General features: G+C 50.3%; 18 protein-coding genes, 1 tRNA gene and 1 pseudogene. 11 read left to right on the top strand and 9 right to left on the bottom strand.

The genetic code is table 11. The features are described from left to right. Positions 1 to 816: 816 nt before the first annotated feature. Positions 817 to 2,490: a single-stranded-DNA-specific exonuclease RecJ gene (recJ, locus tag QMG16_RS05710; protein ID WP_281792885.1), complete on the top strand. Its 1,674-nt coding sequence runs from the start codon at positions 817 to 819 to the stop codon at positions 2,488 to 2,490. 170 nt (positions 2,491 to 2,660) lie between these two features. Here recJ and QMG16_RS05715 read toward each other — a convergent pair whose 3' ends face one another. From QMG16_RS05715 to murJ, 3 genes are all read right to left on the bottom strand, one after another. After that, positions 2,661 to 3,134, bottom strand: a complete 474-nt coding sequence (locus QMG16_RS05715; protein WP_281792886.1) for a CBS domain-containing protein — start codon at positions 3,132 to 3,134, stop codon at positions 2,661 to 2,663. A gap of 436 nt (positions 3,135 to 3,570) precedes the next feature. Beyond that, positions 3,571 to 4,149, bottom strand: coding sequence for a hypothetical protein (locus tag QMG16_RS05720; RefSeq protein WP_281792887.1), 579 nt, complete (start codon positions 4,147 to 4,149; stop codon positions 3,571 to 3,573). A gap of 280 nt (positions 4,150 to 4,429) precedes the next feature. Next, positions 4,430 to 5,998 carry a murein biosynthesis integral membrane protein MurJ gene (murJ, locus tag QMG16_RS05725; protein WP_281792889.1) on the bottom strand — a complete coding sequence of 523 codons (1,569 nt, stop codon included), beginning with the start codon at positions 5,996 to 5,998 and terminating at the stop codon, positions 4,430 to 4,432. A gap of 236 nt (positions 5,999 to 6,234) precedes the next feature. Here murJ and QMG16_RS05730 point away from each other — a divergent pair. After that, positions 6,235 to 6,311, top strand: a tRNA-Arg gene (locus tag QMG16_RS05730). Between the two features lie 209 nt (positions 6,312 to 6,520). Here QMG16_RS05730 and QMG16_RS05735 read toward each other — a convergent pair. Further along, positions 6,521 to 7,445 (bottom strand): annotated as a pseudogene (locus QMG16_RS05735) (IS110 family RNA-guided transposase); the annotation flags it as partial. 368 nt (positions 7,446 to 7,813) lie between these two features. Further along, the gene (locus QMG16_RS05740) at positions 7,814 to 8,710 is read right to left on the bottom strand and encodes an SGNH/GDSL hydrolase family protein (protein ID WP_281792890.1); all 897 of its coding nucleotides are present in this window, start codon (positions 8,708 to 8,710) and stop codon (positions 7,814 to 7,816) included. Positions 8,711 to 8,803: 93 nt separating this feature from the next. Here QMG16_RS05740 and QMG16_RS05745 point away from each other — a divergent pair, with 93 nt between their 5' ends. The 3 genes from QMG16_RS05745 to QMG16_RS05755 all read left to right on the top strand — a co-directional run bounded on the left by QMG16_RS05745 (position 8,804) and on the right by QMG16_RS05755 (position 11,488). Continuing rightward, a complete protein-coding gene (locus tag QMG16_RS05745; RefSeq protein ID WP_281792892.1) occupies positions 8,804 to 9,130 on the top strand; it encodes a hypothetical protein in 327 nt (108 codons plus the stop codon). Positions 9,131 to 10,121: 991 nt separating this feature from the next. Further along, positions 10,122 to 10,502: a DNA-binding transcriptional response regulator gene (locus QMG16_RS05750; RefSeq protein WP_281792893.1), complete on the top strand. Its 381-nt coding sequence runs from the start codon at positions 10,122 to 10,124 to the stop codon at positions 10,500 to 10,502. A 254-nt stretch (positions 10,503 to 10,756) separates the two neighbouring features. After that, positions 10,757 to 11,488 carry a hypothetical protein gene (locus QMG16_RS05755; protein WP_281792894.1) on the top strand — a complete coding sequence of 244 codons (732 nt, stop codon included), beginning with the start codon at positions 10,757 to 10,759 and terminating at the stop codon, positions 11,486 to 11,488. Between the two features lie 187 nt (positions 11,489 to 11,675). Here the strand turns inward: QMG16_RS05755 and QMG16_RS05760 are convergent, their stop codons facing one another. After that, positions 11,676 to 11,885, bottom strand: coding sequence for a hypothetical protein (locus tag QMG16_RS05760; protein ID WP_281792896.1), 210 nt, complete (start codon positions 11,883 to 11,885; stop codon positions 11,676 to 11,678). Positions 11,886 to 12,265: 380 nt separating this feature from the next. On the opposite strand from QMG16_RS05760, the gene QMG16_RS05765 reads away from it, so the two are divergent. From QMG16_RS05765 to QMG16_RS05785, 5 genes are all read left to right on the top strand, one after another. Further along, the gene (locus tag QMG16_RS05765) at positions 12,266 to 13,141 is read left to right on the top strand and encodes an alpha/beta fold hydrolase (protein WP_281792898.1); all 876 of its coding nucleotides are present in this window, start codon (positions 12,266 to 12,268) and stop codon (positions 13,139 to 13,141) included. Positions 13,142 to 13,188: 47 nt separating this feature from the next. Next, entirely contained in the window at positions 13,189 to 13,953 is a 765-nt protein-coding gene (locus QMG16_RS05770; RefSeq protein WP_281792899.1) for an amidohydrolase family protein, read from the top strand. Between the two features lie 173 nt (positions 13,954 to 14,126). Further along, on the top strand, positions 14,127 to 14,945 hold the full coding sequence (locus QMG16_RS05775; protein WP_281792901.1) for a CheR family methyltransferase: 819 nt from the start codon (positions 14,127 to 14,129) through the stop codon (positions 14,943 to 14,945). Positions 14,946 to 15,026: 81 nt separating this feature from the next. Continuing rightward, entirely contained in the window at positions 15,027 to 17,789 is a 2,763-nt protein-coding gene (locus QMG16_RS05780) for a DUF2339 domain-containing protein (protein ID WP_281792903.1), read from the top strand. A gap of 272 nt (positions 17,790 to 18,061) precedes the next feature. Then, a complete protein-coding gene (locus QMG16_RS05785; protein ID WP_281792905.1) occupies positions 18,062 to 18,793 on the top strand; it encodes a lysophospholipid acyltransferase family protein in 732 nt (243 codons plus the stop codon). Between the two features lie 17 nt (positions 18,794 to 18,810). Here the strand turns inward: QMG16_RS05785 and era are convergent, their stop codons facing one another. The 3 genes from era to rnc all read right to left on the bottom strand — a co-directional run bounded on the left by era (position 18,811) and on the right by rnc (position 21,817). Next, on the bottom strand, positions 18,811 to 19,731 hold the full coding sequence (gene era, locus QMG16_RS05790) for a GTPase Era (RefSeq protein ID WP_281792907.1): 921 nt from the start codon (positions 19,729 to 19,731) through the stop codon (positions 18,811 to 18,813). A 185-nt stretch (positions 19,732 to 19,916) separates the two neighbouring features. Then, the gene (locus tag QMG16_RS05795) at positions 19,917 to 21,083 is read right to left on the bottom strand and encodes an elongator complex protein 3 (protein ID WP_281792909.1); all 1,167 of its coding nucleotides are present in this window, start codon (positions 21,081 to 21,083) and stop codon (positions 19,917 to 19,919) included. Beyond that, the gene (gene rnc, locus QMG16_RS05800) at positions 21,080 to 21,817 is read right to left on the bottom strand and encodes a ribonuclease III (protein ID WP_281792911.1); all 738 of its coding nucleotides are present in this window, start codon (positions 21,815 to 21,817) and stop codon (positions 21,080 to 21,082) included. Before rnc ends, QMG16_RS05795 begins: the two co-directional genes overlap by 4 nt. Positions 21,818 to 22,164: 347 nt before the next feature. Between rnc and QMG16_RS05805 the strand changes: the two genes are divergently transcribed. Then, on the top strand, positions 22,165 to 22,770 hold the full coding sequence (locus tag QMG16_RS05805) for a D-glycero-alpha-D-manno-heptose-1,7-bisphosphate 7-phosphatase (protein WP_281792912.1): 606 nt from the start codon (positions 22,165 to 22,167) through the stop codon (positions 22,768 to 22,770). Positions 22,771 to 22,911 lie beyond the last annotated feature (141 nt).

Genomic DNA, 22,911 nt, shown 5'->3' on the forward strand with positions numbered 1-22,911 from the left:
CGGCCGGACAAAGGTCTTCAAAAGCCTCTTCGCACATGGCCACTCATTCCAAATCTGTTCCCATCCAGCAAAAGACGAGCGATCGTGGAGTCATCTCCCCCTGCTTGCCCTTTTATCACCCCTCCAACATAATCGTGGAGAACCCAACCAAACGATCGTCACCCTCCTCACGTTTATTGAATAATATTTTCCTCTAAATTTTGATCGTCTTTGTTGAATAAAGCGCTCTCTATTTCCCGGATCTCCTGCATCTTCCGACTAAGAACCTATCCAGAAACCACCTGTGGACTTTGCGACACCCCCTTTAATTCCCCCCTCGAGGGGGGAATTAAAGGGGGTGTCCGCTGCCGAGGTAGGTTTTCGGATAGGCTCTAAGCCTTTAATATATATCTCGCTTACTTGTATTCTCAATTTATTCTCATAATAATCTTCCGGCTCAAAAAGTGCAAAACTTTTGGCAAAGCCAAAAACGTTCCACTAATTGTTTAGAAAAATATTTGAATGATATAGAAATTGCATTCTCATTATTTGAAAACAAATGCACAGGAAAACCGGCGAGGCAGTTGCCATCAAATTGCGGATCTTATAGCAGATTTTTCTTGAGAAGTGTATTCTTATCATGCCGTTATCCATTCCATTCAGATCTGCAGCCACCCCTTCGAGAACGCAAGCCGGGAAATATCTTCACGGTCCTGCTTGCCCCTCATTCGGATATTTGATACAGAATCCCCGGCTCTCGAAACGATGTCGCACCAATTATCGGCAACCGCTTACGGCAGGTCGACCGGGCGGACTGAAAGTTCAAAGGAAATACGGATGATACGGCCCCATTGGCAGATTGTGGAAAGGACAAAACCGTCCAATGTTCAAGAAGTGCTGGAAATTCTCCTCAGGAACAGAAAAGCCACGAGTTCTTTTTTGAACGGCACACTCAAGGACCTCGAACCTTACCTCACAGTCTGTGGAATGAACCGGGGCGCTCAACTCATGGGACGGCACCTTTCGGCAGGAAATAAGATTGTCCTGATCGGTGACTATGATTGCGACGGGATCACCTCTCTGGCGCAAATGGCTCTCTTTCTGAATGACATAGGCTATCGGAACTATGAGGTGGCCATACCAAAACGTTCAGAAGGCTACGGCATCCCCAAAGGGATTGCGAAGGCTCACCCGGACGCCAGGCTCTTTGTAGCCATGGATTGCGGCACACTGGATGCGAAACCCGTAACGGACATTAGGTCGATGGGAGCCGATTGTATTGTCATCGATCACCACGAGGTCCCTGAAAAAGGGCTTGCGCCCGCATCTGTTCTCATCAACCCCAAGCAACCCACCTGCCACTCTACCTTCAAAGAATTCTGTTCCTCCGGCCTCACTTTGCTCTTCTTGACCAGGCTTCGCAGAGCCCTCTCCCATCCCTTCAGGTCTCCTTCGCTGGGAGGCAAATACCTGGCCCTCGCCGCTATCGGGACTGTGGCGGACATGGTTCCATTGGTGGAAGGCAATCGCATCCTTGCCCGCAGCGGTCTTTCCTCCATCAATGCGAAGAGCTATTTGCCAATACAAAAAATTGCCGATACCGCAGGGCTTGCCAGCAAAAAAAGTCTCTCGGCGGGACATGTCGGTTATTACCTTGGGCCAAGAATAAACGCAGCCGGGCGCATGGCGGACGCACGCATCGCCTTCGATCTGCTGGTTTCACAACACCCTGGAGAAATACTCCGCCTTGCCCAGGAATTGAATCATCTCAATGCGCAGAGGCAAAACGCCGAAGATCTTATCTTAAGGAGCATCAGAGAACGCTTGGCAAAAATTTCCACTCCCCGACGAACCATGGTAATGGCCGATGCCGGCTGGGCCCCCGGAGTTATCGGAATCGTCGCATCGAGGATCCAGCAGGAATTTCACTACGGCCCCACGATTGTATTCTCTGTGGACGAAAAGGAAGGCATCGCCCGTGGTTCGGCTCGAAGCATTCCGGGTTTTGATATTCATGCCGCCCTGAAGGATTGCGATGAATTCCTGATAAAATGGGGCGGACATAAAATGGCTGCTGGAATGACCGTTTCCATGGAACAGATGGAAAGATTTGCAAGGCGTTTTGAGGCAGTCGCTCAGGAGCATTCCCCGGATATTTTCGTCCCCAAAGCCAGGGTGGATCTGGAACTCAATCTCGATCTCGTTTCCAGGGAACTCCTGGATGCATTGGCCCTGCTGGAACCTCACGGCCTGGGGAACCCTACCCCCACTTTTGCGGCACGCCGTGTCCGGTTGAGTGTCAAGAAGGTCTTTGGAAGGGAACAAAACCACTTGCGCCTTCTTTTAAACAATTGCATCGAAGGTACTTTTTGGAGAGGCGCCCAAGAGTATGCCCAAGGGAATTGGCGGGAAGACACACCCTTGGACCTGGTATTTCAGGCAGAATGGGACGACTATTCGAATAAACCCGTTTTGAATGTGAAGGCCGTGGGACATTTTCTTCCAGACTAAAAGATGATGACCGCCGCAGGCCTCCCTTTCTTCAATTCATATGCAAAAACCGGAGGTTTTTCCGCCGGACGGAGGCATCCGGCCGCTTTTTCTACAGGCCAAAGCCCCTCCTTCATCCTCATAGGCACAGACACACAGATGGAGCCGAAAACCACTTTCCATTCCACATTTCAGTCGTTTTTTGCACCATGCGGAGAACCCAAAATAGTTCGCAAAACATCTTCCTTCCCGATCACTCCCACAAGCTTGCCCTCCTCCAGAACAGGAAGAGTGTGATATTTTTTCTCCACCATCAATGTGGCAATATCTTCCAGCGTCGTCTCCGAAGTCACTGTAACGGGATCGGGAACCATGGCTTGTGCTACTGTGGTGGCCGTAATTTTTCGGATTTCCTGTTCAAAGTTCTTGGGTGCGCTCAGGGGAATCAGTCCATCCAACAACGTGAATAGAGAGGGCAAAGCCACCTTTTTCTGTTGAGCCACGAGATCGCTTTGGCAAATCAATCCCACCAGGTTCCCCTCTTCATCCACCACTGGAAGACCGTTGATCCTTTTTTCCAAAAGTATCTTCGTCGCTTGAACAATTTCCGTTTCGGGCGATACGGTGATCAGCTCGGTCGTCATGATATCCTTGGCTGTGAGCATGGTCCTGTTCTCCTGTGAATCCATCAGATGGTAAACGTCGGACAAAATCAATGAACGCCATGGCGCCAAAGCTCCTGAGACGTCCTTTTCCTTTTATTGGCTCCTGTTGCCGCCACAAAATACTCGAAAAGAGGACAATGGGAAACATCTATGTAAAGAACCATTCCTCTTTCGTCACTTTAAGACGACACAGGTGAGGCTGCCATTCGAAACAGGGAAATCCCATCGTCCCCCTCGAAACAGATTACAGAATCTCAAGAAAGCAATTTTCCATTCAGACGGAAAGGACCTTACAACCGTTTGAATGAACTTCATGAATGGCAAGCCCATTGATTGAACGACTGGCGTGATCTCGCAATCAAAGGAACCCTGAGCGAGCTTCCTGGTGCATTATGGAAATCGTTCGGGCGGCATCTGACGGCAAAAGCCAATTGATTCAAGAGGAAGAGGATAGAGGATGGTCCAGAAGGGATAACCGAATCTCATGTATTTGCTTCATTCTTTTTCTGATTTTCTCTGAAATCTGTTCTTCGATCTTAACTGCACGCTCTCCCATGGCCTGCCCGAGCAAAACTGCAGAGATCATAATATCTTTGGGATTGCCACTTTTTGCCATCTCTTGCGCAAGAATGCTCGCAAATTTGAATTCTTCAATCACCCTGTATTCAGGCTCAGGGAGAAAAGATTCCAATTGCAGGCAGGCAACTTCAAGACCAGCCCGGCTTTCTGCATCGGGACTTTCGGCCAATTCTTCGAAAATTGCCTGTCTGATAATTTTCTTGGAAAACGGCAAGCAGGTTTCAGGCTCCACGGGGGAAGAACATTTTTCCAACATGTCAAGATATGCAGAAATAATTTCTTTGCGATATTCGGCACCCAAGCTTTTGCCATACAAAGGCAATTCCAACACACCTCTTTCCACACCAGCCTTTGATTGGGAAAAGGCATTATCCATGCCTTGGTTTTTCTTGCGAAGAAAATCCTTAACCGACCTCTTTCTTCTCTGGGGAACCATTTGAAATTTCTCCTTAATCGTGAATGTATAAAAACTCATTCCAACATAGGTACTCTCGGAGGTTCAGCAGTAGAAAGAGTCACTGTGAGATGCAGAGGAAGATGATATTGAACGTATATTCGAAAAACATAGTACAGCCCCCCCGCAATTTCAAGGGGTGAGGCATCGCAATTTACTATACTTGAGTTCGTTTTCGAGAATTGACAGGATCACATAATGATAGAACTTGAGCCTTGGAGGCGATGGCAAAGCTTCGTCATGCCGGCGGTTCGTAAGCGAATCAGCGTATAAGCCAGGCCCCGAGACGACCGGTCCGGAGCAAAAAGGGCTTTACAAGAGAAGGGGCAAAGTAACCGGAAAGCAGTCCAAACAAGCAAGCAAAGCACAAACCGCTGACCGAGATTTCGAAGAGGGATGCCCAATAGGGGTAGATCACGCCGTCGATAAGTTCGTAGTTTACAATGATGGCCGAGGGCACTGCCGCAATAAGTGAAAAACCGAGGACCTTGAATTGATCTTTTCCCAGCCCGGAAAAGGTTTCACCACCGAAGCGATGCCACCACCAAAAAGACAACAGGGCGGTATAAAAAACCATAGACGATACACTCGCCAGTGCAACTCCTGTAGCATCCAGAGTTCGTGCCAGATAATAGAAGATAGGAATGGAAACCAGAGTCGCCAGCGTTCCGAGAACGGCAGGAGTCAGGGTGTCCTGGCATGCATAAAAGGCACGCCCCAGGATCTGCTGAATTCCCCAGCAAAAAACGGCCAAGAGAGAGATTTGAAGCAACCGGGCCGTGTGCAGAGTATCCGATGCGCTGAAATGTCCCTGCTGAAAAATGAGCCGGATGGTCGGTTCGGCAACCACTATCATCCAAATGGAAAGGGGAATGAGCAGAGTCATGACGCTCTGGAGCGCTGTCCTCAGGGTCTGATAAAATCGTGAATGTTCATCTTTTGCCACCAGTTCGGCCAGGAAGGGATAGGATGCCACACCCGCAGCCTGGGCCACCACTCCCACGGGAACGAGCATGATACGCCGTGCGTAATTGAGCCAACTGATAGCCCCTGTTCCCACCAGTGACCCGAAAATACGCACCAGCTGCTCATCCAAAACGACGATGGATTGCCCCAGCATGAGAGGTAAGGCAAGGATAAAAAATTTCTTGAGCCCTTCGTGGCGCAAGGAAAAATAGAGGTGGAGTCCATCACCCCATTTTACCGCCAGGTACGGGAGCAGCAGATTTCCAAGGAAAGCACCCGCCAATACCCCCCAGCAAAAGCCCTCCATGCCTCTTTTTCGAAGCAAAATCCCCCCCAGAATGATCAAAAAATTGTAGACCAGAGGAGTCAGCGCTGGAACGAAGAATTGTTTCCGAAGATAGAGAATGGCCGTCAAACAGGACCCCAATAGAAAACAGATTTGCGCCGGTATGATGATACGCAGGAAATAGACGAGGCGCAGCATTGATTCCCCCCGAAGACCGGGCGCCGCTATATGGGCCAAATGGGGCGCCAGGAGGATCGCCAGGACCGTAAGGGGGGTAATCACCAGAGCAATCCACGTAAAAACCGTCGAAAAAAAACGCCAGCCATCTTCTTCACTCTCATCGAAATAAGCGGCAAGAAGTGGAATGAGCGTTATGGAAAAATAAGCTCCAGCCAAAAGATAGTTGATAAAATCCGGAATGACGAAAGCCGCAAAATAAATATCCGATTCACTGGTGGCTCCGAAAAGGAAGGAAATGACCTTGTCGCGAAACAAACCCATGAATCGCGAAAGCAAGACACTCATACCCATGATCAGGGCGGCCCATCCCATTTGCTGACGGCAACTCAAAAAAGACATATCGACTCATATTTCCTGTAATCGATTGGTGGTCCAAGTTGACTGGGGAATCGAATTCAAACCATTTTCCCCGAAAACCTCAAGCATAAAATCCTCCCACATCTTCACCTCTGCGGTGTGTTTTTCAACTCTTTTTTTGAAAGCAGAAAGACTTATTCACCAAAATCAAGAGATCTTCAAGTTTTTCTTCTTGCCACCGGAAGGAAACTTTGCTACATAAAGCCGCATCAGTTGATGCGCCCATAGCTCAGCTGGATAGAGTGCCGGACTACGAATCCGTAGGTCGGAGGTTCGAATCCTCCTGGGCGCGCCAGAAAATTCAAGGGGTTACAGGTTATGCCTGTTTCCCCTTTTTTCGTTGTGTACATCCATTATAGTTTATCTCATCTTTGCGCACATCCGTTCCCGCCAAGAGGTGATTTTTCGCTTTCTTACCGTGAAAGTACTATGAGCTCTCGGGAACAGCTCACCATCTCCGCTTTTGGGCGGATTGAAAAAAACCTGAGTTGTGGTAAGGTCTGTTCAGATCGCAGTGGGCAGCATGTGGTACTGGCGCAAAGCAGCGATCCATCGAGGAGCATTGCGCTGAACCATCAGCTCTTTGTAATCCACCTGTGAATCTCGATAAGGTACCCTGCGACTGAGCAGAATGAAAACGATTTTCAGAATCTTATGAGCCAAAGCAATAATGGCGCGCTTGTGTCCCCGGCGTATGACAAGCCCCGAATACTTGCTTTGGAACATGCTTTTGGTACGACGTACGGCATTAGCCATTTCGCACAACAGTCGTCGTACATATGGATTGCCCTTGCGAATGCGACCGCTTTTCGCTTTCCGGCGGATTCGTTATTGCCAGGGCAGACCCCGGCCCACGAGGCCAGACGCTGTGGGGAGCCGAAGGCCTCCATGTCCAGTCCGATCTCGACGATCAACATAGCCGCACCCACGGCATCGATTCCAGGTATGGTCTGGAGAAGGTCCAGAGCCCAGCGGTGAGACTCCAGTTCAGCCAGCAATTGGGTGTCGAATCGAGCGATACGGGCCTCGAGCTCACGGATGTGCTGGAGGATTTCGCGCAGGACGAATCGATGGGCGGGAGTCAAATCACCATCGAGTGCGTCGAGCAACTCCTCGGGAGTGGCTTTGAGCCTGGAGTTGGCAAACTCCAGCGCCTGCAGGGGTGTTCCGCCCTCGATCAAACGATCATATGCCGGGCGGCTTGACCGTGAATATCACTGACCACCACGGAAAGACGTATTCCGCCATCCGTAAGGACTTCATGGAGCCTGTTCTTTTCACTGGCAAGCATCCCAACCAGCTTCTGTCTCTCACGGGAAATCAGACGGAGGTTTCCCAGTTCTTCTGGAGGAATGAAACTCCCGCGAAGCAGGCCGCAACGGGCCAGCATGGCCAGCCAGCGACTGTCGGCCACATCCGTTTTGCGACCGGTTCCATGTCCTCGACTCCTCCTGTAAAATGTATGTTGAGATGGCGAGGACATGTTTCGAATCAACCTGCGGGTGCCCGGCACCCGTGGCCCTATTACCGTGCGCTCTCTATAGAAGCAATCCGGGGTGCGATGCGAAACAAGGGGTCTCGTTAGCTGACTGGGTCCAAGCCACGTATTCACTTGCGCGACCTCGCCCTCGCCAGCTCCCTTTATACCACCTTTCATCATCAGGGGTGCCGCGAACATCTCGGCATGAACGTTGGACGAGGTCACGGGCACGCCGAAGACCGGCACCCCGGTAAAGCGGATCGAGGTGCCGGAACTCGGGAGCTTTCGGCCGTTCTGAGGGTAGGCCACGACGAACTCTACTCACTCGCCGTGGCGGTTTTCACCGTCGGGATGCGTGCCAGCTTTGCCAGTTGCCGCTCAGTATAGGAGGGGATAGAATCTTTCCACTTGGTGTTCATGAGATAAATGATCTTGTTGGCTATGATTGCATTGCTTACGGCTGTGGGGTGGATCCGGTCGGCAAAGAGGCTGTCGTAATCCCCATAACTTGGTGGAGGTATGAGCTGGTATCCGAAGTATATGGGGGGATCAGCGATGAGCTGCCGCATTATCTTGTAAAGATCAAGCACAACAACGGACGGATTGCTGCTCAGGCTGCGTATGTATTTATTTGCACGCTGGATATGGGCACGAACGTTTGCAGCTTCGACCTCCGAGAGCTTTCCCCACTGGCTTGGTGTCAGGGTGATATCGGGGAGAGTCCATATGACGAACCGGGCATGAGGGTGTGATGCCCTGAGCACACGCCAGCTACTGCGGATGTTTGAAATAATGCTGCTCACAACCCTGTCGACCGAGCTCCTTGCGCCCGGAGGGTAAATGGAAAGTCGACCAATGTTGTTCCGTATGTCGTTTCCTCCTATTTCGATGCTGAAGAGCGTAGCTTTGTCTTGAATCCCCAATAACACTCCAGTTTCATATGTATCTACCTGAACTTCGAGGTCATCCGATTCAGAACCGGCAACGGCGTATTTCCGCAGTTCGCTCCCCGATCTGGAGGCCTTATGAAAAACGGCATGCATGGGATCTCTTCCGTACATATTCTGTGGACTGTCGGAATAAAACCTGAGGAGATCGTTGTCGGTGAGACTGTCGCCGAATGTGACGACATCCCTGAGATTGACCGCTCCAGATGCCACAGGCACCCAAAGAAGTAGACAGAAGCAGATGACCAAAAAAGAAATTCTCCGCATGGTGATTCTCCTTTTTTCGGCCCATATGGAACGAGCCACTGAAGCGCCATTTAAAATTGCTTTTACAGCTGACCAACCATGACCAGAAGTTGCATGACTACGATAGCAATTATCTGCATTCTGGCAATTCTTTCCCTCGGTGGGCCGGGGCGCACACTCTATCCAGAAGGACAGTTTGTCGTTTTAAAAAGGGCCAGCCACAGAAAAAACAAAGTAGTTTCAAATCCTTGTATCTCAACCCACCAAGAGAGCAAAGCCAAATTTATTCACCTCCTCCCTGCTGCCCTCGTCTCAAAAGATCCGCATCCCTATCGAGGAACTATGATTTTTGAAACCATGAAAGAACTGTTCGAAAAGCTGCCGGCTCCGGAATCCAGGCTCTTTCAAATCCTTGGATTCCGGGGTATAAATAATAAATAAAATACAGGAGAATGTGCTTCCAACTTGCCCAAATCTTCCCAACAAAGCTGGAAAAGTCAATAAAATAGTTAATAAAATTAAGGGAAATAACAAACCGGATGTTTGAAGGGGAAATAATATGAAAAAACTTCTTTTTATTCTTATTTTCGCATCGTTTATATGTGTGTCTTGCGCTGCGTTCGTGACACCCTATGGTACAAGTATAGGCATAGCGCCGCCCCTCCCGTTTGCTGTGGAATTAGAGGGCCCGTACTATGCCTACCATGGCTACCACTATTATTACGATCATGACCGGTGGTATTACTCACGGTCAAGGCGCGGACCCTGGAGAGATCTTCCCAGGGATCGTTACCCAAAAGAAATCCGGTATAAAGATAAGCGATACGATAGTGACTGGAGATACAGACGAGGCTGGGGAGACGACAGGGACTCGAGGCATTAACGGGATATGCAGACAGTTAAAGCGTCAGCCAATCTTCTCTTCGCGACGTATTTCAAGGGCTATCTCACTGAAAAGTAGATCCGGGCTAAAGGTGAAAAACTTTGTTCCGACCGCGACCAATCAGTGGTTTGTTGGAACCGGGAAGGCATGCTGATAGGCTTTACTCATCCCGGAATTGCCGGGATGCCAGGTTACTACCCGTAGGCGGACCTCCGTGTGGCCTTTACCTCCAGGTTTCAACAAAGTACCTATAGATCTTACACCATAAAGAGGCTTTCAATTCCCAAGCAAAATCACCTGATTTTTTGGCAACCGTAATATGGAATTTCATCCAAAATCAGGAATCTCCTGATTGACGGTACTCTCTCCGCCCTATACAAATGCGGTATTAAGAACCTATCCAGAAACCACCTGTGGACTTTGCGACCCCCCCCTTGGTCCCCCCTTGAGGGGGGACCAAGGGGGGGGTCCGCTGCCGAGGTAGGTTTTTGGATAGGCTCTAAGTCTCTAAACTTCTTGCCCGGTCCTTTCCTCTACTTGGAGTCTCTTATGGGAAAACAATGCCAGGTGACAAGGATTCTTCTCATCGCAGAAAATGAAGACGACTTTCCTCGCACCCTGGAATTACCGTCGGATGCGTTGCCCCAGAGATTCGAATTGGAGTGGGTGGGTAACTACCGTACTGGACTAGAATTGTTGATGCATGGCGATTTTGATATTTGCATCCTTGACTGTGCTGCCGGAAAAAAGAAAGGAGATGAGTTTTTAAAGGGGATGGAGACGAATGGCTGCAAGGTTCCAATTGTACTTTTCAAAGGACGCCATGACGACCCGCTTGTCGTGAAAAGTCAGGTATATCCTTCAAATAGGACAGACTACGATAAGGAACCTCTTGCATTCGTGAGAAACATTACGGATCGCAAAAAATAAGCCTCGCAATCATTCGATTATCAAGAATCATGGTGGAGTTATCGGAATAGAATCCGAGGTGGGAATAGGGACAACGTTTCTTATATATCTTCCCGTTTCCGTAAAGAAAAGCATGGAACCAAGACATCCGCGAGAGTAGAATATTTGAAATGCCCCTGTAAGCGACTGGTTGAAATTTTCATCCTGAGTGCTCGTAGATCCAATCAATCTGCAGCCGCAGCTCTTGTCCTGCGGATAGAGGAGGAAGCGAAAAAATGGGAATCGAAAGGTTCATAGGTATCGGAACGGCAAGAGGACAAGATGTTTTTGACTATGTTCTGCAAGTCCTGGAGTCAGAAAAACCCTCCGTCATTGCCTTGGATGAAAACCCCATAAGTATGAGCACACTGATTCAAATGCGGTGCTCGAAAGAGCTTTTTACCGAAGCATTTGTAATGAAGCAAAAACAATTTCTCCTCAAAAGGGATCTGGAGGTAGGAAATTGCGCCGGTATTCTTTACGCAATACGCTACAAAAACATCCCTCTCCATTTTGTCGATGGTTCCTTCCGGGAACCTCTGTCCGAAACGGGTGAGGAGATCGGAATTTACCCGTATACTTCAAATATGGATTTCGCTGCCACAGTGGACCTCATGCGCATCCCCATCAAACTCATAAAGGGAAGATATCCGACCTACCCCGGCTGGGACTTCGATTATGAACTCATCCACGCCTATCAAACGGACGAACATTTCCATCAGATGGATCGAGCCATCTGGCAAAGAAATCAGTTCACCGGGCGGGTGCTCGAACGAATGATAGAAAGCGCTGATAAAGGCATTCTCGCTTTCATCGGAAACAGGAAGCGTTTCAGCTTGGATCTTTACAAGGATACGGAAGGCATCACCGACGAGGAACTGGCTGGATACAAACCTCTGGGAGACTATATCCCGATAAAAGATAAAGTCTATTACGATGCCATAACAAGAATAAGAAATGAAATTTAGAGACCAAACGATATGGAATGGGATCATCCGTAGATAAGTAATGAGCCCCGCCCATAGAGATATGCTTATCGATAGAAACCAATTCTTCTTCACTCAATTGTCGGGAACCGGTTTTCTCGGATCAGGGAGTATCGTTATGATTTCCGCCCGGTTTTTCTATCTCACATACAGGAAACGACCGTCTGTCTTAGATCCAATCAGTAGTTGCCTTTTCTTCATAACCCGCGAGCAACAATTTCAAATCCTCCAAACTCAGGTTACGGACCTCATCCGGACGCCAGCTGTATTTATCAATCAAATAGCGGTAAACAGCATCTAATCCCTTGAGCTCTACATAACCTTGAGATTGACCGATATGGTCTCCAATTTTTTCCAGCATGCTTTTTAAATCTGCCATAATCGTCTCCTTTCTTCTGTCCAAGTTCTTCACAGTAACGCAACAAAATCCCGGCTTCCAACCCGACACCTGGATAGATGCCCGTTTATTGAGCATCTATCCATTTTATTATACCTATAAAAACTAATTCTATTTCTGTCTCCGTCAATGTACACCAGATAAAAATAGAGAAGATATTTTGCCCGGGCAGTTGAATCGATCTGCATAATTTGGAGCGATCACAAAGTCCCCACACAGACTGAAATATTGTTTGGGGTAGGATAAATTGAAAGAAGGATTATAGGAGACGACCATTTTCTGTCACTCTATCCTTTATCGTCTTCCAGAATTATTTTATCCTGAAAAGGTACTGTTTTCGTCGATCCTCTCGAGGAAACGTTATGCTTGCATGGCGCAAGGAATATATCCACGCAAACGGTATTCGACTTTGGACCGAGCAACAGGGCGAATATGTTCCCCTCGTTTTGTGTCACGGGGGACCGGGTGCCTGTGACAACCTGGCTCCAGTGGCTGAAATGATCGAAGATATTGCCCGTGTGTACCGTTACGACCAACGCGGCTGTGGAAAATCCGACGCAACGCCGCCTTATGATTTGAACACTTACCTGGCTGACCTAGATGCCCTTCGCATCGCATGGAACCATGAGCGTTGGATTGTTGCCGGCCATTCGTGGGGTGCATCCCTTGCACTGGCATACGCTCTGCGTCATACCGGCAGGGTCGCAGGATTGATCCTCATCTCCACCAACGGCCTTGAAATTCAAAATGTCGAATATGAGCGCAACTGCGAAGCGAAATTGTCATTTACCGACTTTGAAAAACTGCAGAAACTGCGATGCCTGTACAGGAACAGCTCAAGCTCCACCCGTGAGTCGATTCAAGAAGAGATCCTCCAGCTCAAGCTGAAGGCAGACCTTGCAGATCCGGCTACAGCCATCGGATTTCCTCACTTTCCCTGCCGTATGAACTATTCGGTCAACAGGCTGCTCACAGAAGATTGGGAAAAATTTCTTCAGCAGGAAAACATCGAGAAAAGGATTAAAAATCTAACCATGCCGACCCTGATCGTCCATGGCACAGGCGACCCCAGACCCCCAAGAGGTGCGCTCCGCCTCGCAAATTTGCTGCCCCTTGGTGAATTTGTCTCCCTGCCCAATGTCGGCCATTATCCGTGGCTGGAACGCCCTACCCTTCTAAAAAATGCCCTGCGAACTTTTATCAAAAGATTCGAGGAGTGGTGGAAGGAGAAAGAATGAAACGTTTTCCACAACGCTTTCCCTTTTGAAGAAAGGACAACGGCCAAATGGATTATTCCATCATCGATTCGCATGTCCATTGTGGTATCCAGGACCGGTTTCCGCCTCAAACCCTTGAAGATTACCGCTCCCAGGCACGGGGTAGCGGCATTGGAGGGGCTGTAGTCTTTTCCCCGGTCATCGAGATCTATGACCGTTATGATCCCTATTTCGAAGATACTCCCGAATGGCAAAAGAAAAGGCGAGAATCGAACGATTACCTGCTGAGCCTTGCCCCTCCGGACTTTGAGGTGATCCCGTACTTTTTTATCTGGAATGACTTCGCCGTCGAAAACATATCCCCGCAGCACCGTGGAATCAAATGGCACCGTCATGAAGAGGAACCGCACTATCATTACGACGATCCTCGATGCGCGAAGGCCATCGAAGAAATCAGAAAGCGGAAGATGCCGGTTGTTCTGGAAGAAGAATTGAAATTCACCATCCGTTTCATCGAAGAATGGGCTGCCGGAGTGCGGATCATCATACCCCACCTGGGTTTTTTAAACGGCGGATACGAGACGCTCCGCTCCCGTGGGATCTGGGAACGGGCGAATGTTTTTGCCGATACGGCCCTCGCTTCCCCGACCGAAATCATGGATTATCTGAATCGATACGGATACGAAAAGCTCATGTTCGGATCTGACTTTCCATTTGGAGATCCCAAAAGTGAGCTTCGAAAAATCATGCGCCTTCCCATCCCGGACGAGGTGAAAAGGGCCATTGCGAGCGAGAATCTGAGAAATCTTCTTTCAGACAGCAATCAGCCATAAGGGAGTTGGCGGATTCTAATATCCCGTTATTCACCACGGAGGGCACGGAGAAGATTATGGAATTCTTATGGGATTCCTCCATGATCTCCGTGGTAAATGAGGATTTCAAGAGCGACTCACTCCCTAAAGAATCACGCGGAACAAAACGTTGAGACCCAAAGAGTCATTGGAAAATGGATGATCCTTCCTTCACGAAGATCCTGCATTTTTTCCAGCTTTCAATGCGTGGCTATCGCAGGGTGCGGAAGGGCGTAAAAAAGAGGCTGAGCCGACACATGCAGGAACTCAACTGTAGAGAGGTCGAGGACTATTTGCAGGTTCTCGAGCATCGACCGGCTGAATTGCAGCGAGCCAAAGAGTTCCTCACGGTTTCCATCAGCCGATTTTTTCGGGACCGCCACCTGTGGGAAGTCCTCACAGGCTTTATGATTCCGGAGCTCTCAAGTGCTTCTCCTCCATGCGTACGGGTCTGGTGCGCCGGCTGCGCTTGTGGAGAAGAAGTGTACACTCTGAAAATCGTCTGGAATCAAGAACAGAAAAAAAGGCTGGAGCTCCCAGTCCTTGAAATCTGGGCAACGGACATCAATCCCGTTGTGCTGGAAAAAGCGCGTCAGGGCATCTACCCGACCAGCAGCTTGAAAGAAGTGCCCCCAGCACTCCTGGATCTCTATTTCTTGCCCGATCCTGAAGGCTTCCAGATAAGAGAAGAATTGAAAAACGGAATCTATTGGGAGATTCAAGACTTTTTATCGGCCCCTCCCCCGACGGATTCGTTCGACCTGATTTTTGTCCGCAACAATCTGTTGACTTATTACGAACCGTCCATCTCCTTACCGGTTCTTGTGAAAATGACCGATGCCCTTCGCTGGGGCGGTTATCTGGTTATTGGGAACAATGAAGAGATCCCTTCGGAGGATCTTCCTTTGAAACGTTCGCCCCTGTACCGCTCCATTTTCCTGAAAACGACTTTTCCCATTGGAGGGAAAATCTGAAAAGAGCAGTCAATCCGGGCTTCTTCCCCACCCTCAGATGAGCCGGACAAGGTGCATTGGAAATATCAGCAAGAGGAAGTCATGAAAATCCTTTTTACCCTTCTCGGAATTTTGATTGGCGCCAATGCGCGAAATGTCCTCCTGGGCATCTCGCTTGGAGGAGCTATTGGCTATATTTTTGCCGGTTTTCTAGAAATCACCCGCCGCCTGAAAGACCTCGAGGCTGAAGTTCAGAACTTGAGATCGAGACTGGACCAGGGTTGGACTCCTTTAGGTACAACAGCACCTTTTCCACTGAAGGAAGCACCGCTTCAAGCCGCACAGCCCTCATCCGAGACGGACCTGAAGCCCCTCCCCGAAGACGAGCTTTCCGTAAAGCCGGAGGAATGGGAGACCGAGCCGGCACCCTCTCACAAAACGGGTCAGGAAGAACTTCCTCCCGGAATAGCCCCCTACCCTTCCCGCAAAACACCAAGAGGGACGAATCGGATTCCATGGCAGATTTTTCAGCGATTTCTCTCGGGAGAAAATCTCGTCGTCAAGGTGGGAGTCTTCATACTTTTTTTCGGTGTCGCTTTTCTGCTCAAGTATGCCGCAGAAAACGACTGGCTTTCCATTGAACTGCGCCTCATGGCGACGGCGCTCGGAGCCGTCGGGCTCCTGATCGTCGGGTGGAGACTGCGTTCCCGCCGGCGGACCTACGCCATGGTCCTCCAGGGAGGCGGGGTCGGCGTCATGTATATCACGGTCTTTGCCGCCCTGCGTCTTTATTCCCTCCTCCCCGCCCCCCTGGCTTTCGGCATTCTGGCCGCCGTTGGCGGCCTGGCCGGAGCACTGGCCGTGCTTCAGGATTCTCGGGCACTGGCCGTTCTCGGCATAGTAGGCGGTTTCCTGGCGCCGGTGCTCGCTTCTACCGGCCACGGGAGTCATGTCATCCTGTTCAGCTATTACGCGCTCCTGAACGCCTGCATTTTCGGCATGGCCTGGTTCAAGGCATGGCGTATGGTCAACGTCGTGGGTTTTGTCTTCACTTTCAGCCTGGGCACAGCCTGGGGCTATCGCGCCTATCAGCCCCAATACTTCGAATCCGTAGAACCCTTCCTCCTTTTGTTTTTTCTCTTCTACGTCGCAGTCGCCGTGCTGTTCGCTCTGCGCCAACCGCCCGAACTCAAGGGCTATGTCGACGGCACCCTCGTCTTCGGGACTCCAGCCGTCACCTTCGCCCTGCAGACACTGCTGGTCGGGCAGTATGCATACGGCGCTGCCTGGAGCGCTTTTGCCCTCGGTTTTTTCTATCTCGCAACAGCATCCTTCCTCTTCTGGAAAAATCCAAGATACATGCGGATGCTGACGGAATCCTTCCTCGCCATCGGGGTGGCCTTTGCCACTCTGACCATCCCTCTTGCTCTCGACAACCGTTGGACGTCTGCGGCCTGGGCCCTGGAAGGGGCCGCCATGGTTTGGGTCGGAGTTCGGCAAAAGAGGATTCTCCCTCGCATCTCGGGAATGCTGCTGCAGTTCTTTGCGGGACTCCTCTTCTACAAGGCCTTCGCCGGAGCCACCGGCCAACTGCCGATACTCAACGGTTTTTATATGGGTTGTCTCACCGTAAGCTTCTCCGGACTCTTCACGGGTTTCTGTCTCAACCGGTACAGAGCAAATCTCCGCACCTGGGAATCTGGTCTCGACATTGCCATGGCCATATGGGGACTTTTCTGGTGGTTTGGTGGGGGGCTCAATGAAATCGACCGGCATATTCCCCATGGACACAGGTTTGGAGCAGCTATCGTCTTTCTCGCCCTTTCCTGCATGATTTGCGATGATTTCAGACGAAGGCTGGCTTGGCCCTTTTTGCGCATTCCTGCCCTCTCTCTTCCCATTGTTCTCTTTACGACAGCCATCGCAATGAGTTTAGAACTATCCCACCCGTTTATAAAGAGTGGTTGGATGGCCTGGCCATTGGCATTGGCCGGATGCTACCTGATTCTTAAAAGAAACGAGGGATGGCACCCGGAAGTGACCCTGCCCCTTCATGGGGTCACTCTTTGGCTCCTTGGCCTGCTTGCGACATGGGAAATGATCTGGCAAATGAATCACTGGATAGACGGTGCAGAAACATGGAAAACGATTGCATGGGTCATGGCGCCATCACTCCTTGTGCTCTTCACTTCCAGATGGGGTGAAAAACTCTCCTGGCCCGTAGGGAAACATCTGGAAATTTATCTCACTCTGGGTATCGGACCCATTGCACTTTATGTCTGGGCGTGGACCGTTCTTGCAAATCTTTTCAACCGTGGCGATCCCTGGCCCTTGAGCTACATCCCCTTCCTGAATCCTCTGGATGTCACGGTGGCCTTTGTGTTTCTGACTCTTTTCATATGGCTCCTGAAGATACGCTCCCTGGCATGGCCCCCCTTATTCAAGATACGCACACGGCTTCCGAAATACCTCATCCACAGCCTCTGGGGAGCATCCATATTTTTGTGGCTCAACGCCGTTCTCGTGCGTACGATCCACTATTGGGGGGGCGTCGGCTTCAGTTTCCAAGCCATGCAGCGCTCAATGCTTTTCCAGACATCTCTTTCCATCTTCTGGACTCTCACGGCATTGATCATCATGGTCTTTTCAACACGGCGCGCTCTCAGAAATTTCTGGCTCACCGGAGGAGGATTGCTGGCAGTGGTCGTGGTGAAACTCTTTCTTATCGACCTGTCAAAAACCGGTACCGTCGAGCGTATCATTTCTTTTATTGTGGTGGGCATCCTGCTTTTGATTACCGGCTACTTCTCCCCCGTTCCTCCCAACAAACCAAAGGAGGAGGATAGACAAAACCGGGAAAATTAGTTGACCTGCAGACCATGGTCCCTGCAACCGTTTGACAAATGGACTGGGAGATAATAAGGAAAGTCGTTTCGCAGAGGAATGAATCATCCTGCAAGCTTGCAGCATGCATCATTTTCCGGCATACTTGCGCCCATCACTGCTATCCAGTTCCTTGAGGGCATTTCATTTTCCTGCAGCCCAAACATGAAGATCCTGGTAAGCAGGATTTGTGCCGGGGAGTCTTCCCCTTTGTCCACGTTCCATTCGCATCCATGCACTTCGGAGGAAACCCAATGAAAGCGAGCAGATTTCAGGCTCTTGTTATTATTTTGAAAAACATTTTCATCACTTTTTGGATCTCCGTCATCGTCATCTACAGAGCATACCGAAACGCTTACAGCCGCAGGCACTGCGACCAGCTCCTGCACTGGTGGTCTTCAAAGCTTCTTGAATTCGTGAACCTTTCCTACGAAGTCTTCAACCCCAACGGGGTCCGGTTCGAGCCGAACCGTCGCTATGTCATCATGAGCAATCACAGCAGCCTTTATGATATTCCCCTCACCTTCATGGCCCTGCCCGGGAGCATTCGCATGCTGACCAAAAAAGAGCTTTTTGAAGTTCCCATTTGGGGACGGGGAATGGCTGCGGGCGAGTTCATCTCCATTGACCGGAACAACCGGCGCCAGGCCTTTCGAGATCTCCAGGAAGCCCGGAAGAAGATGGAAAGCGGGATCATTCTGTGGGTCGCTCCGGAGGGGACGCGTTCCAGGACGGGCAAATTGGGTCCTTTCAAGAAAGGGGGATTCATGCTCGCACTCCAAACAGGAGCAACCATCGTTCCCGTTGGAATTCGGGGGGCCAATGAGGTACTTCCTGCCAAGACCACAGACCTGCATGTGGGTTGTCACGCGGAATTCCACGTAGGCCGCCCCATCGATACATCCAGGTATTCGAAAAAGCAAATCAATGAATTGATGGAAGAAGTGGAAAATCAGATCCGGGAGCTCGCCGCCCTGCCCCGGTAAAACTGGAATTATCCATTTTAGCTTTCTGAACGGTAGCCGAATTCCGTCACTAGACGCAAATCCTTCCGCCAGTTCTTTTGAACCCGGACAAAAAGCCCCAGGTAAACATGGCATGCCAGGAGGGCTTCGATATCGGCCCTCGCTTTTTGGCCGATTTCTTTCAGCATCTTCCCTTGCTTTCCAATAATGATCGCCTTCTGGGACTCCTTTTCGACGTGAATGGTGGCTTCAATATCGATACGATTTCGCTCGGGAACTTCCTTGAACGTCTCCACCACGACGGCAACGGCATAGGGAATTTCCTGGTGCACCAGATGAAAGATCTTCTCACGGATCAGTTCCGCCACGAGAAAGCGCTCGGGTTGATCGGTCAGATAATCTTCCGGGTAATACCGCGGGCCTTCGGGAAGAAGCGCGAGTATTTCCTCTTGAAGAGCCGGAATGCCCTCCCCCGAGAGAGCTGCAACGGGCACGATCGCATGGAATGGGTAGCGTTTCTGATAGTCGGCCATGATGGGAAGCAGAGCCTGCTTGTTTGGCAGCAGATCTATCTTGTTGATGACCAGAATGACCGGGGTATCCACTTTGGCCAGATTTTCCAGAATGAAGGCATTGATTTCCCGATTCGCATCGGGAGCCTCGATGAGGAAAAAAATGATGTCGACTTCACTCAACGTGGAAAGGGCCGTGTCTACGAGCATTTTGTTGAACTGGTCCCTGGCCCTGTGTATTCCGGGAGTATCCACAAAAACGACCTGCGATTCCGGTGTGGTCAGGATTCCCCGGATGCGGTTCCGCGTAGTCTGTGGTTTGGGCGCCGTAATGGAGATCTTTTCCTTCAACATTTGGTTCAAAAGGGTCGATTTTCCCACATTCGGGGCCCCCACAAGTGCAACATATCCTGACCTGAAGGGTTTGGCCGATCCATCTTGAGTCATGACTCTTTCCGCCTCCAAATCTATGGGAACTCTTAATGTGACATTGTCACATTCACCACTGAGACACAGAGGGCACGGAGAAAGACCTTTAAATGAAATCTCTGGTTCTCCGTGTCTCTGTGGTTCCAATGAAATCTGACAATGTCAAGTTAAGGACTCGATCCTCGAGTCTTTTTCCCTTTTATTTATTCCAACCGGAAGCTATCACTGTCCGCGCAGCGATTCACGGCAATTCCGGCATCCGGATATTCTCCGGGGTTCCATTCCCTTTTCCTTCGCCGTCTTCCGCCAACGGATGCTTTCCTGCCCCACTCAGAGTGGAATGATCCCGCCGGAATCGCATCATTTCCCTGCACTTCCACATGTTCCAGGTTCCATCTTCGCTGCCAGTGCAGCAGATTCGACCGCCGTGGGCCAATCATTTCGCTCGAGCAGGGGCTAGAAACGTGCAGAATGAGCGAAACTCCCCCGTGTGCCTGCACCTCTTTTTCGAGATAGCGGTCCACCCGTTTCCTCCACCACCGAACCTTCACGAGATAACCGAAAGCGGGGTGGTAGGGCCCACCCAGGATATTTCCAGGTTTTTCCAGTTCAGGGTCGGCATGCAGACCCATGCGGGCTATGGGAATTTGCGCCTCCCCAAAAATATCATAGGCATCTGCTGCCCATTCAACGGCATCATCCAGGTCCAGAGGTTGGTAAGACCCTGCACGGTACCATTTGGCCAGGAGCGTTTTGTCGAGCACCAGGGTCGGGTAAAGGCGCACCATATCGGGACGGAGCAGAGCCGACCTCGATACGGAATCGAGAAAACGCTCCCGGGTGTCTCCCGGCAGACCGAGCATGAGCTGAAAACCGAGTTCCCATCCGTTTGCCCGCACCAGCGCGGCAGCGTTTTCCACGGTTTTTGCGCTGTATCCTCTTCGGCTTTCCTGTAGAACCTGATCGGAAAGACTCTGGACCCCCAGTTCGACCGTTCGCACGGGATATTCCCGCAGGAGGGCGCACACTTCCCGGGAAATTCCATCGGGACGGGTCGAAAACCGTATGCCGGTAAAAACGCCTTTCTCAACCCAAAGAGAAACCCGCTGCAGCAATCCCTTCAGGGCCTCTTCGGGCAAAGCGGTGAACGTTCCCCCATAGAAAGCGAGCTCCCCGGGAATGCCGCTTCTTTCGGCATGCTCCACCAGCCGACCGAAGCATGCATCAAAACGCGAGAGCAGGCCCTTGTCGCTGGATTTTTTCAGGCTTGAATCCGTCACTGCATGCTGATTGCAATAGACGCACTGAAAAGGACATCCTTCGTGGGGAAGGAAAACAGGGTAGATCCTGTTCCTGGAGGTCGAGGTCATAGATCGTCAAAAGTCCCAGAAATTTTTTCAATGATTTCAATAGCTTTTTGAGCAGCCACCTGCTGCGCTTCTTTTTTGCTTCGACCGGAGCCCCTGGCAAGGATTTTATCATCCAGCGCCACACTCATATAAAAGGTTTTGAGATGGTCCGGGCCTTCTTCATACTCCAGGTAATAAACGGGGGTGAGCTTGAAACGCGACTGGGTGATCTCCTGAAGCTGCGTCTTGTAATCTTTGTCCAAAGCCTTGAGGGGATGTTCTTCCGGTTCGAGATCCAGGTAAGCATGGAAAAGCCTTTTGACCACTGCCATGACCGCATCCAGGCCGCTGTCCAGGTAAATAGCTGCCAGGAGCGCTTCCAGGCTGTCCGCAAGCAGGGACGGTTTCTGGCGCCCGCCCGTCAATTCCTCGCCCTTTCCCAGAAGGAGGTGTTCCCCCAAATCCAATTGAGCTGCAATTCCAGCGAGCTCCCTTTCATTGACGATGGAAGAGCGCATCCTCGAAAGATCCCCCTCATTGTAATCGGGAAACCTCTGCAGCAATAGATGGCTGACAGTGAGGCTCAAAACCGCATCCCCCAGGAACTCGAGCGTTTCGTTATCCGACTGATTTAATTGAATATTTTCATGGACATAAGAACGATGCACCAGAGCCTGCCGCAAGAGTTGAACATTCTTAAAGCGGTATTTCAGCACATCTTGCAAGTCTTCAAGATCATTTGCTTGATTCAGCACTTTTTGTTACCTTAAAAGCGACCGTTCACCACAAAGAAACGGTTCGGGCCAGTGTCCCCGAAAGGATGCATATGCCGGGTGAGACCCCTGTTTTAGTTTTTAAGAATACATATATTATTTGCAAGATAGAAAAAGCCAGCGTTCTGGAGGCTCCCGCTGCGTCCCATTTTCTAAAGATCTGGCCCTTGCGAAAAATTTATACGAGCCGCATTAAACAAATAATTTTTTCCCGAACTTCCTTGAATGTCAAGACCGAATAAACAGCCGAAGAGATGAGGCCGAACGGCCTTCCCCGGAAACGCTTGTCAGGTTGTGACATCAATGTTTTGATAATAAAAAGGAACATCATGTTGAGCTGGATCAATCTTCCCAAGGCACCCCATTCAAGATTTCTTTTTCTGGACCGCGACGGCGTCATCAACGAGGACCGACCCGACTACATAAGACATTGGAAGGAATACCGTTTCTATCCCGATGCTCTGGATGCCCTGCGATGGCTGCGGGAACATTGCGTCAATGTGATCCTCATCAGCAATCAGTCCGCTTTGAATCGAGGAATCACAGGATGGAAGGATTTCTGGGAAATTCATACCAGGATGATTCGACGCATCGAAGAGGCGGGCGGTGAGATTCTGGCTGCATTTTACTGCCCCCACCATCCTGACGAGAAATGTGACTGCAGAAAACCCTCTCCCGGTATGATCCTGGCGGCGGGCAAAGTCTATGGAATTCCTTTGGGCGATTCCCATCTGATCGGTGATAGACATACGGACCTTCTTGCAGCCTCGCAGGCCGGATGCGAGGGGATTCTGCTGAATCGATTAACGGAAAACGGTGCGCAGTCTCGCACCGGTCCCGAATCTTTCCAGTGCTCAGACAAGAAATTCGGCAACCATGGCCCCTATACCAATCTGGTGCAGGCTGTCACGGACATTTATGGGGAAAAAAATTAGTATGTATTCAGAAAATAAGCAAAAAAACAGCATTGACGGTATCGGCGTGAAAGCTCGATACGGAAAACAGCGGCTTCGTGATCGAAAATTCCAAACACGAGCGCTACATTTCTTCACATGAGGCAGAAAAGGAAAGCCCAC

Source organism: Desulforhabdus amnigena, from assembly GCF_027925305.1.
Lineage (GTDB): Bacteria > Desulfobacterota > Syntrophobacteria > Syntrophobacterales > Syntrophobacteraceae > Desulforhabdus > Desulforhabdus amnigena.